A 12,747-nucleotide genomic window follows, 5' to 3' on the forward strand; every position below is an offset into this window, starting at 1 on the left:
CGCTGCGGCCCGCGCCCGCCGCCGAGCCGCTCAAGCTGATCCAGGCCAGCGCCGGCAGCACCATCACGATGATCCCGGTGGCCGAGGTGATCTACTTCGAAGCCGACGACAAATACGTGCGCGTAGTCACCGCCGCCGGCCAGCACTGGATCCGGATGTCGCTGCGCGAACTGCAGGCGCGGCTGGACCCGCAGGTCTTCTGGCAGGTCCACCGCGGCACCATCGTGCGCGCCGACGCCATCGCCACCGCCACGCGCGACGATGCCGGCAGGCTCACGCTGACGCTGCGCGGGTGCGCGGACAAGGTCGGGGTCAGCCGGCTTTACGCGGAGCTGTTCAGGGGCATGTGAGGCGCGCGCGGCGTTGCTGGCGTACCGCCGGCGCGGCGCTCATTCCTGCCGGTGCGCTTTCGCCTCCATCTCGCGGATCAGCGCCCGCGCCTCGTCGCCTTCCGGAATCGGCTGGCCGCCGTCGCGCCAGCGCACCGCCGCCTTGAAGCCCTCCGCCTGGGCATAGCGGCGGAACCACAGCCCCTCCGGGTTGTGGCGCGTGATGCCGTCGAACACCGTCGCCATCATCTGCGTCTGCTCCAGGCCCATCGTCAGCATCACCTGGTTCACCACCATCTTGTGCATTGCCAGGTGCGCGCGCGGCACGCCCGCGATGCGCCGCGCCAGCCGCATCGCCGCCGCATCGAGTTCGGCCGCCGGCGCGGTCTCGTTGGCCAGCCCCCACGCCAGCGCCTGCCGCCCGTCGATGGTGTCGCCGGTGAACATCATCTGCTTGGCGCGCGTCGGGCCCAGCCGGAACGTCCACATCGCCGTGGTCGGGCAGCCCCACACGCGCGTGGGCATGTAGCCGATGCGCGCATCCTCGGCCATCACCAGTAAGTCGCAGCTCAGCGCGATGTCGCTGCCGCCCGCCGCCGCATAGCCATGCACTTTGGCGATGGTCGGCTTGCTGCAACGCCACAGGCTCATGAAGTCCTCGGTGTTCCGCTTCATGCAGGCATAGTCCACCATCGGGTCCCACGGATACTGCTCCTGCTGGCACGGATGCTCGATCGACTGCTGCGCCGTGTCGGCCAGGTCATAGCCGCCGCAGAAACCCTTGCCCGCGCCTTCCACCACGATGACGTGCACCTCGTCGTTGGCCTGCGCCCATTCCACCGCCGCGCGGATCTCGCGCGGGGTGTCGTCGTTGATCGCGTTCAGGCGCTCGGGGCGGTTCAGCAGCAGGCGGGCGATGCGGGGGGATTGCGGGTCCTGGTCGATGCGCAGGGTGGTGAACGTGGGCATGGCGGTTTCCTCGGTGGGAGCGGCAGGGGGCAGGGGCAGGCTAGCACCGGGGTGGTTCGACGGTAAATAGTGGTTGTCGCGCAGGGGCGGGCCGCTGCTGCCCGGGGCGAAATGCCGGCGCGCAGGGTGTTGCATCCGCTGCGTGGTGTTGCGCCTGCTGGACGCGGACGGCGCCTGGCCTCTGTCCCGCACGCGGCAGAAAGAGGCGCGCCGAGGGCGCGCCCGCTATCCCGTCATCCGCCCGGGCACGCGCCGCCGCGCGCGATGCCCGGCCACGCCGCCCTTACTGCTTGACCACCACCGGCAGCCGGTTGCGCTCGGTCAGCGAGCGCAGCAGGCCTTCCACGCCGCCTTGCTGGATGATCTCGTTGAACTGCTGGCGGTAGGTCTGCACCAGCCAGGCGCCCATCACGTTGAGGTCGTACACGCGCCAGCCTTGCGGGGTCTTGTGCAGGCGGTAGTCGATCTGCACGGGCTGGCCGCTGGCGGTGTCGAGCGCGACGGTGCGGACCACCACGTCGGTTTCGGTGGGCTCGAAGCGCGAGGGCGGGTAGGCGATCTGCTGGTCGGGGCGGAGCTGGGCGATGGCGCCGGCGTAGGTGTGGATCAGCAGTATCTTGAATTGTTCGATGATCTGGTCCTGCTGCTCGGGCGTCGCCGTGCGCCAGTAGCGACCCATCGCCAGCTGGGTGGTGCGGCGCAGGTCGGTGTAGGGCAGGATGTCGCGGTTGACGATGGCGGTGATGCGCGGGATGTCGTCGGGCGCCACGGCGCGGCTGCGCACTTCGTTGAGCACCTGCTGCGTGGCGGTCTGGATCAGGGCCTGGGGTTTCGACTGGTCGTCGATCTGCGCGAAGGCCGGGTTGGCGAAGGCAGGCAATGCCGACAATAGGGCAATCAGGAACAGTTTCTTCATGCTGGGACCCCGCGTGGAAGGCGTCATGCTGCATTGCATTGTGCGCGATTTTGCCGCGTTCGGCCATTGGCGGCGGCGGCAGCGGGGCATGTGGCGGGATCGTGCGAGGCGCGCGCGGCGGCGGGTCCGGCGCGCGAAGGCGGCGTGCGCGGCCGGGGCATGGTGCTTCGCCGTGCCCCGGCACGGCATGGACGCGCAGGCCGCGCAGGCCGCGCGGGTGGCAGCGGCGGCCAAAGCGCGCTCCCGCGCACGGAAGCGCGCGTTGCCTCAGGCGTCCACCAGCACCTCGAATCCGCCAAAGATCATGCGCTTGCCGTCGAACGGCATCTCGCCGTGGTCCTTCAGGCGCGGGTCTTCCATCGCGGCTTTCATGCCGGCGTCGCGGGTCTTGCGGTCGGGCCATGTGATCCACGAGAAGACCACGGCTTCGTCGTCCTTGCGCTGGACGGCCATCGTGAACGAGGTGAGCTTGCCTTCGGGCACGTCGTCGCCCCAGCACTCGACGAGGGCGAGGGCGCCGTGGTCCTTGAACACGGCGGCGGCGGTTTGGGCCATCTTCTTGTAGGTTTCGCGGTTGGCGATGGGAACGGGAACGACAAATCCATCGATGTATGCCATGTCGGATCTCCTTTGCTTGTCGACGTACGGGTGATTGGCGGACGCGATGCGGCCCGCTGCCCGGACGACGATTCAGTGTGGGCGAAATCGACAGGCGGGGCGCAACTTTTCTGCGGGGTGACGCCGCGGGCGGTTTTCAGCCGAGCGGCAGCAGGTCCCGGAACGAGGCTTCGATGTGCGCCACCAGCGACGGGCTGGCGGTGTCGTTGAGCAGGACCTGGAAGGCGTCGAACACCAGTTCCACCGCGGCGCGGTCGGTAGCTTCGACGAGCCGCGCGCGCAGCGGGTGGTCCGCGGTGCCGAAGGTGCGCGCCATCACGTCCATCAGGTACATGCGCGCGGCGGCGAGGGAGCGTTTCCTGGCGGCTTCGGCGGGGGCGGGCGCGGGCGCCGGCGTTGCTGCCGGCGCGTGCTCGCGCGGTTGGGGCGGCGCGGCCTCGGCCCGGCCGCCAGCCGCGCGCGCCGCGAGCTGGACGAGGCCGCCTTCGATCAGCTGCGCGACGGCGCTGGCGTCGAGGCCGAGCTGCCCGGCGCGGCTGACCATGTCGGCCATGCTGGTGCGGCCGTCGACCATGATCAGCAGTGCGCGGCTGCGCCGGTCGAGCGCGCCGGTCCGCTGCCCGAGTATCTCGCGACCGGCTGCCGTTTTCTCCAGCAATCCAGCGTGATCTTGCATGGCTCGTCCTCCCCAGGATGGCGCCGAGGCTAGTGGCCGGAGGTGACAGCGGCATGACAGCGCGGCGCCGCGCCGGCGGGTGATGCCGGGCGCTGTCGGGTGCGCGCGGGCCTTGTCCGGCGCGCCGTGGCGGGTTGCGGGGCGGATGCGCGCGGCGCGGCGGTCGGGCGTGGACGTATCCCCCCACTTGTGGGGGGCGGCCGGGATGGGGCCCGCGCAACGGCGCGTCATCGCTCGGTCACACTCGTTTAGCAATAATCACTGCGCACGACTATACGTTCCGTTTAAAACGGGCAATTTTCCCTTTATATAGGGCTTGAAACGCTTGCAGACAGGGGCTTGAGCATGACCATCCGTCATCGCATTACGTTATTGGTTGTCCTGATGTTCGTGGCACTGGCGGCGATAGGCGGCTACGCCGTCTACCAGACCCGGGCCGGGGCTTCGGAGGTGAGGCAGGTGACGGAGGGCGTGGTGCCCAGCGCGCTGGCGTCCGCCGACGTGGTATCGCTGGTGAAGGATGTGCAGCTGGCCACGATGGCGCTGGTCTACGCGCCGGACGGCAACCTGGTGGCGCAGGCGCAGGACGAGCTCAAGGCCAAGGAAGCCGCGCTGCGCGAGGCGCTCGCGCGCCAGGCCAGGGGCGCCAACGGGCAGGCGCAGAAGGGCCTGCTGACGCAGGCCGGCGAGAGCCTGGACAACTACTTCGGCGCGATCAACGAGACCGCCGAGATGAAGGCGGCGGGCCGCAACGAGATCGCGCAGGCCTTCCTGTTCGCCAACGTGGCGCGCTATCGCGACGAGATGGAGAAGATCGTCGACACGCTGCGCGTGGAGAAGAACCGCGAGAAGGACGAGGCCATCAGCGGCCTGAACGGCAAGCTGGCGACCACCGCCACCGCCATCGGCGTGGTCAGCGGCGTGGCCATCGTCCTGCTGACGGCGATCGGCGCGCTGCTGTACCGGCAGATCACGCGCCCGCTCACGCGCATGCAGGCGATGATGAGCGAGATCGCCACCAGCCAGGACTTCACGCGGCGCGTGCCGGTGGGCCGCATGGACGAGATCGGCCATTCCATCGTGGCGTTCAACCAGATGATCGAGAAGATCCAGGAGAACGCCGCGCTGCTGCGCCAGAAGACCGCCGACATCCAGGCCATCCTGCAGAACATGCAGCAGGGCATCCTGACGGTGGTGGAGGGCGGCACGGTGCATCCCGAGTATTCGGTGTACCTGGAGCAGATCTTCGAGACGCCGGACATCGCCGGGCGCGACTTCATGCAGCTGGTGTTCGCCGGCACCGACCTGGGCGCGGACGCGCTGTCGCAGATCGACGCGGCGGTGGGCGCCTGCCTGGGGCAGGACGCCATCAACTTCGTGTTCAACCAGCACCTGCTGGCGGGCGAGGTGGCGCGGCGCATGCCGGACGGCCGCGTGAAGATGCTGGACCTGAGCTGGTCGGCCATCACCGACGACGCCGACACGGTGACGCGGCTGATGCTGTGCGTGCGCGACGTGACGCAGTTGCGCCAGCTCGCGGCCGAGGCCAGCGAGCAGCGCCGCAGCCTGGAGATCATCGGTGAGATCCTCGCGGTGAGCCAGGAGAAGTTCCACCAGTTCATCGAGAGCTCGACCACCTTCATCCACGAGAACGAGCGCATCATCCGCCAGTACTCGGAGGCGGACAGCGCCGCCATCGCCGCGCTGTTCCGCAACATGCACACCATCAAGGGCAACGCGCGCACCTACAACCTGCAGCACCTGACCGACGTGGTGCACGAGACCGAGCAGCGCTACGAATCGCTGCGCCAGTCCGACGAGGACAGCGCCTGGGACCAGGACAGCCTGATGCAGGAACTGGCGCGCGTGCGCGAGACGGTGGAGCGCTACGCCAGCATCAACGCGGTGAGCCTGGGCCGGCGCGGCCCGGGCCAGGGCGCCGGCCAGGGCGCGGCGCCGCTGCTGGCGGCCAGCAAGGAGCGCATCCGCGAAAGCCTGCGCCTGCTCGAGGCCGCGAATCCGGACAACCTGCACGACCTGGTGTCGATGCGCGCCGCGGTGCTGCGCACGCTGCGCCTGCTCGAGACCCAGAGCTTCGGCGAGGCGCTGGCCGGCGTGCTCGATTCGCTGCCGTCGCTGGCGGCCGAGCTGGGCAAGGAGGCGCCGGTGGTGCGCATCCAGGACAACGGCTACCGCGTGCACGAGGAGGCCGGCGCGCTGCTGGAGAACGTCTTCACGCACCTGCTGCGCAATGCCATCGACCACGGCATCGAGGCGGCCGAGGCGCGCCGCGCGCACGGCAAGCCGGGCGCGGGCCACATCGACATCGAGGTCGGCGTGGACCAGGACGTGCTGCAGATCACGCTGAGCGACGACGGCCGCGGCCTCGCGCTCGACCGCATCCGCCGCATCGCCGCCGAGCGCGGCTGGATCGGCGCCGGCGACGAGCTGGCCGACACGGCGCTCGCGCAGTTCATCTTCCGCCCGGGCTTTTCCACCGCGGCGGCCGTCACCGCGGTATCGGGCCGCGGGGTCGGCATGGATGCCGTGCACGACTTCCTGGCGCGCGCGCAGGGCAGCATCGAGCTGCGCTTCACCGACGACCGCGAGGGCGCCGCGTTCCGCCAGTTCCAGACCATCGTCTGCCTGCCGGACCGGCTCGCCGTGGACAGCGTCGCCATGCTGGCGGACGCCGCCGCCGGGCAGGCCGAGGCCTCGGCCGCCAACGCCATCTGACGCTGCTCAACGAGAGGAATTGCTTGTGATCGGACTGTATCTGTTGGCCGCCCTCGCGGGCGGCGTGGCAACCGCGGTGCCGGCGCTGCTGGCGCACCGCTTGTGCAAGGCGCGCGCGCTGGCGCGGCTGCGCGCCGACACCGAGGCGCGGCTCGACGCGCTGACCCGGGACGGCGCCGGGCAGCGCGAGCACGCCGCGCGCGCCGCGCAGGAAACCCAGGCGCTGCAGGCGCAGCTGCAGCAGCTGCGCGAGGAAGCGGCCCGCCGGGCCGAGGCCGCCGACGGCCAGCGCGCGGCGCTCAAGGCCGCGCAGGACGAGCGCGACCAGTGGGCCGGCCAGGCCCGCCGCATCGCCGACGAGGCCGGGCGCCTGCGCGGGCTGGCCGCCACCTTCGAGCGCTGGCACGAGCAGATGATCTCGCTGATGGCGCGCAACCAGGCCATGCACGAGCAGAACCAGGAACTGTCGTCGATCGTCAGGCACGTGGTGATCGTCTCGCTCAACGCCTCGATCGAGGCGGCGCGCGCGGGGCAGGTGGGACGCGGCTTCGCCGTGGTGGCCGGCGAGGTCCGGGAGCTGGCCGCGCGCTCGGAGGCGCTGTCCAAGAGCTACAGCGACAGCCTGCACCAGAACGACCTCACCACCACCGCCACGTTCCAGGACATCCAGGCCGGCGGCAAGATGATCACGGCGTCGCTGAGCAGCGTCGAGGCGCTGGCCAGCCAGTTCCATGCGCGGCTGCACTGAGCATGGACGGACGGGATCGGGCAATCGTCATCGGGCAATCGGCATCGGACAGCGGGCATCGACGTGATCAGTTCCAGCGCACAGCATAGTTTCGAACGCATTTTCCACCGCGCGGCGCAGTCGCGGCTGCCCGCGCAGGCCGGCGACGCCTGCGTCGTCACGCCCGCGCCGAACGGCCTGGCCGGCGAGCGCGCGCATGGCCGGGCCGACGCGGAGGTGGTCGTGCTGACCATCTCGTCGGTGGTGTTCCGGCTGATGCTGGTCCTGCATTTCGAGGACGACGAGGCGACCCGCGCGTATTTCATGCCCGACGGCGCGCAGGGCGCGCTGCGCGAGGCCTTCGTGGAGACCGGCAACCTCTGCTGCGGGGCCATCAACCAGGACCTGCTGCGCCATTTCCCGGACTTGGGCATGTCGACGCCGTACGTGCTGAGCGCGCACTGCGTGCCGCACCTCGACGGCCTGAAGCCGGACTATCGCGCCGCGTACAACGTCTCGATCAACGGTACCGTGCAGCTTGGCGCGACGGTGTGCGTGTTTACGAGCGCGCCGCTCGACTTCGTGGCGGACGAAGACGCCGTCGAGGAAAGCGGCGGGGAACTAGAACTGTTCTGACCAAACAAGACAGGGGAAAAAAGTGGCAAAGATTCTCGTGGTGGATGACTCCGGCACCGTGCGCGACGAAGTGGCGGGCTTCCTGAGAAAGAACGGGCTGGAGGTCGACACCGCCGTGGACGGCAAGGACGGCCTGGCCAAGATGAAGGCGGGCTCCGGCATCCGGCTGGTGATCAGCGACGTCAACATGCCCAATATGGACGGCCTGACGATGGTGGAGAAGATCCGCGGCGAGCTCGGCAACAAGACCGTGAACATCGTCATGCTGACCACCGAAAGCAGCCCGGCCATGAAGGACCGCGGCAAGGCCGCCGGCGTCAAGGGCTGGATCGTCAAGCCGTTCAAGGGCGACGCGGTGCTGGACGCGTTCCGGAAACTGGCGGGCTAGGCACCCGGCCTGGGGCCGCCGGCGCGCGGCGACGCGCCCGGCGGCCTGCCGCGCTCAAGCGCTTACTTCACTCCCAGCCGCCACAGCGAAGTCACTTCCGCCGCGCGCGCCGCGTGCAGCGGATCGGCCGGGTCGGCGGCCTTCGGGTGGTGCGGCTTGACTTCCAGGCGCCCCAGCACCTTGAGGCCGGCGGCGTCGATCCAGCCCAGCAGCGCCTCGCGCGTGCGCAGGCCGAGGTGCTCGGCGAGGTCCGACAGCAGCAGCCAGCCTTCGCCGCCGGGTTCGAGGTGATCGGCCAGCCCCGCCAGGAAACCCTTGAGCATCTGGCTGTCCGGGTCGTACACGGCGTGCTCGATCGGGGAATTGGCGCGCGCCGGCACCCACGGCGGGTTGCAGACCACCAGCGCGGCGCGGCCTTGCGGGAACAGGTCGGCCTCGATGACCTCGACCGGGCCGTCCGCGCGCAGGCGCTTGATGTTGTCGCGCGCGCAGGCCAGCGCGCGCGGGTCCTGGTCGGTGGCGATCACGCGCTTGACGCCGCGCTGGGCCAGCAGGGCCGCCAGCACGCCGGTGCCGGTGCCGATGTCGAAGGCCAGCTCGGCGGCCCCGGCGGGCAGCTGGGCCTTGGCCACGAGGTCGATGTATTCGCCGCGCACCGGCGAGAACACGCCGTAATAAGGATGGATGCGCTCGCCCAGCGCGGGGATCTCCACGCCCTTCTTGCGCCATTCGTGCGCGCCGATCAGGCCGAGCAGCTCGCGCATGGTGGCCACGTAGGGCGCGTCGGCCTCGCCGTGGGCTTCCAGGCAGGCTTCGCGCACGTCGGGCGCGCGGCGCAGCGGCACGCTGTGGTCGGCCTCGAACGGCAGCAGCAGCATGCCGAGCGTGCGGGCGCGCTGGGACTGGGCCTGGCGGTGCAGGTGGAACGCCTCGGTGGCGGTGGGCTTGGCCTGGCCCTTGTTGCGGTGCGCCTTCTTGGGCTTGTCGGCGCGCCGGGCCAGCGCCTGCAGCAGCTGGCGGGCGTTCTGGAAGTCGCCGCGCCAGAGCAGGCCGGTGCCTTCGCAGGCGAGCCGGTAGGCGGTGTCGGCGCTGGTGGTGTCGTCGGCGACGACCACGCGCCTGGGCGGCGGCATATTGGATTCGGAGCGCCAGTTGGCGCTGCGTTCTTCGCCGTCTTCGGTCCAGTGGATGGTGCTTTGTACTTGATTCGTCATATCGGGTTCAGGCCAGGTTCGGTAAGCCGGCCCCGCGCGGGGAGCAGGAGCGGAGGCGGGGATCGGCAGGGCGCGCCAGGCCGGGGCGCGCCGCCGGCACCGGGCGGGCCGGTGCCGTTGGGGAAATCAGAGTTCGTAGGCTTCGTGGTCGCCGGACATGGCCTGCTCCACCAGCTTGCGGTTCAGCGTGGGCGAGAACAGCTCGATGAAGGTATACACGAAGCTGCGCAGGTAGGCGCCCTGCTTGACCGCCAGGTGCGTCACGTTGGTGCCGAACAGGTGGCCGGCGGGAATGCCGCGCAGGTTGCGGTCGCGTTCGGCGTCGTAGGCCAGCCCGGCCACGATGCCGATGCCCAGGCCGATCTCGACGTAGGTCTTGATGACGTCCGCGTCGATGGCCTCGAGGATGATGTCCGGCTCCAGGTGGCGCAGCTCGAAGGCCTTGTTGATCTTGGGCCGGCCGGCGAAGTTGAGGTCATAGGTGATGATGGGGTAGGCCATCAGGTCTTCCAGCGCCAGGTGCTTCTTTTCCAGTAGCGGGTGGTCGGGTGGCGTGACCACCACATGCTGCCATTGGTAGCCGGGCAGCGAGACCAGGTTCTTGTCCGCCGAGATGCCCTCGGTGGCGATGGCGAGGTCGGCCTGGTCGTGCAGCACCATGTCGGCGATCTGGCTCGGGTTGCCCTGCTGTATCGAAAGGCGCACCTTGGGGTAGCGCTTGGTGAACTCGGCGATCACGCGCGGCAGCGCGTAGCGCGCCTGCGTGTGGGTGGTGGCGATGGTGAAGTTGCCCTGGTCCTGCGCGGCGTAGTCCTTGCCCACGCGCTTGAGGCTCTCCACTTCCTGCAGGATCTTCTCCACCGACACCAGGATGCGCCGGCCCGGCTCGGTCAGGCTGCGGATGCGCTTGCCGTGGCGCGTGAAGATGTCCACGCCGAGCTCTTCCTCGAGCTCGATGATGGCCTTGGATACGCCCGGCTGTGATGTGTAGAGCGCTTTTGCGGCTTCGGTCAGGTTGTAGTTCTGACGTACTGCCTCACGCACAAAGCGGAACTGGTGCAGATTCATATAACTGGCGTCGTATAAACAAACAACTTCTTATTAGTTTGAGATATGAGGCCAGTTTATTACGATTCTCGGACTTTGTTAACGAATGGTCGGATTCTCCGCGCGCGCCTGGCTTCCCGGCGGCCCGCGGCGCTCACCGGCCCGGCGCGCGCCCCATGTCCCTTGCCTATACCGTTTCCGGTCTGCTAGTAGGCGTCCTCGTCGGTCTGACCGGGGTGGGAGGGGGCTCGCTCATGACGCCGCTGCTCACGCTGATGTTCGGCTTCTCGCCGGCCACCGCGGTGGGCACCGACCTCGCTTTCGCCTCCATCACCAAGGGTTTCGGCACGCTCGCGCACCGCGCGCACGGCCACGTGCAGTGGCAGGTGGTGCGCCGCCTGTGCATCGGCAGCCTGCCCGCGGCGGCGGCGGCCATCCTGGTGCTCAAGAGCGCCGGCGAGCTGAACGCGCAGTGGCTGTACGCGATCCGCATGGCCATCGGCGTGTCCGTGATCCTGACCGTGCTGTCGCTGCTGTTCCGCAGGCAGATGCTGGACTGGCTGGCCCGCAACCCGCGCTTCCACCTCCAGGGCCGCGCCCAGGCCGTGGCCACCGTGCTGGTCGGCGCCGTGATCGGCGTGCTGGTGACGGTGTCCTCGATCGGCGCCGGTGCCGTGGGCGCCACCCTGATCCTGCTGCTCTACCCGAAGATGAGGCCGGCCGAAGTGGCCGGCACCGACATTGCCTACGCCGTGCCGCTCACGGCGCTGGCCGGGCTGGGCCACGTGTGGCTCGGCACCGTGGACTGGAATCTGTTGCTGTCGCTGCTGGTGGGCTCGATCCCCGGCATCTGGCTGGGCGCGCAATTGTCGCGGGCGCTGCCCGAGCGGCTGGTGCGCGCCGCGCTGGCAACCACGCTGACGCTGGTCGCCATCAAGCTCGTCTCCTGAATTCAACGCCTTACCGCATACACCGAATACTGAACGGACCCACACCATGTATCAGTACGACCAATACGACCAGCGCATCGTCAACGAGCGCGTGGCCCAGTTCCGCGACCAGGTGCGCCGCCGCGTCTCCGGCGAGCTGAGCGAGGAAGAGTTCCTGCCGCTGCGGCTGCAGAACGGCCTGTACATGCAGCGCCATGCCTACATGCTGCGCGTGGCGATTCCGTACGGCCTGCTGTCTAGCAGGCAGATGCGCATGCTGGCCCACATCGCGCGCACCTACGACCGCGGCTACGGCCATTTCTCCACCCGCCAGAACATCCAGTACAACTGGATGGACCTGGAGCGCGTGCCCGACGTGCTGGCCGACCTCGCCAGCGTGGAAATGCACGGCATCCAGACCTCGGGCAACTGCGTGCGCAACATCACCACCGACCAGTTCGCCGGCGTCGCGCCGGACGAGTCGCTGGACCCGCGCGTGCTGGCCGAACTGCTGCGCCAGTGGAGCACGTTCCAGCCGGAATTCGCCTTCCTGCCGCGCAAGTTCAAGATCGCCATCACCGCCGCGGCCGACGACCGCGCGGTGGTGCAGATGCACGACATCGGCATCCACGCCTACCGGAACGCCGACGGCGAGACGCGCCTGCGCATCCTGGCCGGCGGCGGCCTGGGCCGCACCCCGATCCTCGGTTCGGTGATCAAGGAAGACCTGCCCTGGCAGCACCTGCTGTCGTATGTGGAATCGGCCATCCGCGTGTACAACCGCTATGGCCGCCGCGACAACAAGTACAAGGCGCGCATCAAGATCCTGGTCAAGGCCATCGGCGTGGAGAAGTTCGCGCAGGAAGTCGAGGAAGAATGGCAGTTCAGCAAGGACGGCCCGGCCACCATCACGCAGGCCGAGTTCGACCGCGTGGCGCAGTACTTCGCGCCGCCCGCCTACGACAAGCTGGCCGACACCGACGCTTCCTATGAAAAGCACCTGCTGGACGACAAGGCCTTCGCCCGCTGGGTGAGCCGCAGCGTGCATCCGCACAAGGTGCCGGGCTACGCGGCGGTGACGCTGTCGACCAAGCCGGGCGTGGTCTCGCCCCCGGGCGACGCCACCGACGCGCAGATCGAGCTGGTGGCCGACCTCGCCGACCGCTACGGCTACGGCGAGCTGCGCGTGGCGCACGAGCAGAACCTGGTGCTGCCGGACGTGAAGAAGCGCGACCTGCACGCGCTGTGGCAGGAAGCCAGGAAGGCCGGCCTGGCCACCGCCAACGTGGGCCTGCTGACCGACATCATCGCCTGCCCGGGCGGCGACTTCTGCTCGCTGGCCAACGCCAAGTCGATCCCCATCGCGCTGGCCATCCAGCAGCGCTTCGACGACCTCGACTACGTGCACGACCTCGGCGAGATCTCGCTGAACATCTCGGGCTGCATCAACGCCTGCGGCCACCACCACGTCGGCAACATCGGCGTGCTGGGCGTCGACAAGGACGGCGAGGAGTGGTACCAGGTCACGCTCGGCGGCGCGCAGGGCAACGCCAGCGCCATCG

At 69.3% G+C, this 12,747-nt stretch carries 13 protein-coding genes; 7 read left to right on the plus strand and 6 right to left on the minus strand.

Annotated elements, in window-relative coordinates:
- Positions 1 to 350, plus strand: a 350-nt coding sequence (locus K206_RS0131815; RefSeq protein WP_020206360.1) for a LytTR family DNA-binding domain-containing protein, incomplete at its 5' end; no start/stop codon positions are given.
- A 39-nt stretch (positions 351 to 389) separates the two neighbouring features.
- Here the strand turns inward: K206_RS0131815 and K206_RS0131820 are convergent.
- From K206_RS0131820 to K206_RS0131835, 4 genes are all read right to left on the minus strand, one after another.
- On the minus strand, positions 390 to 1,298 hold the full coding sequence (locus K206_RS0131820) for a crotonase/enoyl-CoA hydratase family protein (protein ID WP_020206361.1): 909 nt from the start codon (positions 1,296 to 1,298) through the stop codon (positions 390 to 392).
- Between the two features lie 283 nt (positions 1,299 to 1,581).
- On the minus strand, positions 1,582 to 2,214 hold the full coding sequence (locus K206_RS0131825) for a phospholipid-binding protein MlaC (protein WP_020423993.1): 633 nt from the start codon (positions 2,212 to 2,214) through the stop codon (positions 1,582 to 1,584).
- 267 nt (positions 2,215 to 2,481) lie between these two features.
- A complete protein-coding gene (locus K206_RS0131830) occupies positions 2,482 to 2,832 on the minus strand; it encodes a DUF1428 domain-containing protein (protein ID WP_020206363.1) in 351 nt (116 codons plus the stop codon).
- 136 nt (positions 2,833 to 2,968) lie between these two features.
- The gene (locus K206_RS0131835) at positions 2,969 to 3,508 is read right to left on the minus strand and encodes a hypothetical protein (protein ID WP_029044312.1); all 540 of its coding nucleotides are present in this window, start codon (positions 3,506 to 3,508) and stop codon (positions 2,969 to 2,971) included.
- 345 nt (positions 3,509 to 3,853) lie between these two features.
- Between K206_RS0131835 and K206_RS0131840 the strand changes: the two genes are divergently transcribed.
- The 4 genes from K206_RS0131840 to K206_RS0131855 all read left to right on the plus strand — a co-directional run bounded on the left by K206_RS0131840 (position 3,854) and on the right by K206_RS0131855 (position 7,995).
- Positions 3,854 to 6,244: an ATP-binding protein gene (locus tag K206_RS0131840; protein ID WP_029044313.1), complete on the plus strand. Its 2,391-nt coding sequence runs from the start codon at positions 3,854 to 3,856 to the stop codon at positions 6,242 to 6,244.
- 25 nt (positions 6,245 to 6,269) lie between these two features.
- Positions 6,270 to 6,992 carry a methyl-accepting chemotaxis protein gene (locus K206_RS44435; RefSeq protein WP_020206366.1) on the plus strand — a complete coding sequence of 241 codons (723 nt, stop codon included), beginning with the start codon at positions 6,270 to 6,272 and terminating at the stop codon, positions 6,990 to 6,992.
- A gap of 63 nt (positions 6,993 to 7,055) precedes the next feature.
- Positions 7,056 to 7,607, plus strand: a complete 552-nt coding sequence (locus K206_RS0131850; protein ID WP_020206367.1) for a hypothetical protein — start codon at positions 7,056 to 7,058, stop codon at positions 7,605 to 7,607.
- A gap of 22 nt (positions 7,608 to 7,629) precedes the next feature.
- The gene (locus tag K206_RS0131855) at positions 7,630 to 7,995 is read left to right on the plus strand and encodes a response regulator (RefSeq protein ID WP_029044314.1); all 366 of its coding nucleotides are present in this window, start codon (positions 7,630 to 7,632) and stop codon (positions 7,993 to 7,995) included.
- Positions 7,996 to 8,057: 62 nt separating this feature from the next.
- Here K206_RS0131855 and K206_RS0131860 read toward each other — a convergent pair whose 3' ends face one another.
- A complete protein-coding gene (locus K206_RS0131860; protein WP_020206369.1) occupies positions 8,058 to 9,209 on the minus strand; it encodes a class I SAM-dependent methyltransferase in 1,152 nt (383 codons plus the stop codon).
- Between the two features lie 126 nt (positions 9,210 to 9,335).
- Positions 9,336 to 10,277, minus strand: a complete 942-nt coding sequence (locus K206_RS0131865; RefSeq protein ID WP_020206370.1) for a CysB family HTH-type transcriptional regulator — start codon at positions 10,275 to 10,277, stop codon at positions 9,336 to 9,338.
- 155 nt (positions 10,278 to 10,432) lie between these two features.
- Here K206_RS0131865 and K206_RS0131870 point away from each other — a divergent pair, with 155 nt between their 5' ends.
- Positions 10,433 to 11,206 carry a sulfite exporter TauE/SafE family protein gene (locus K206_RS0131870; RefSeq protein WP_029044315.1) on the plus strand — a complete coding sequence of 258 codons (774 nt, stop codon included), beginning with the start codon at positions 10,433 to 10,435 and terminating at the stop codon, positions 11,204 to 11,206.
- A gap of 46 nt (positions 11,207 to 11,252) precedes the next feature.
- Positions 11,253 to 12,747, plus strand: a 1,495-nt coding sequence (locus K206_RS0131875; protein WP_020206372.1) for a nitrite/sulfite reductase, incomplete at its 3' end; no start/stop codon positions are given.

It is taken from the genome of Cupriavidus sp. WS (assembly GCF_000395345.1).
GTDB classification, from domain to species: domain Bacteria; phylum Pseudomonadota; class Gammaproteobacteria; order Burkholderiales; family Burkholderiaceae; genus Cupriavidus; species Cupriavidus basilensis_B.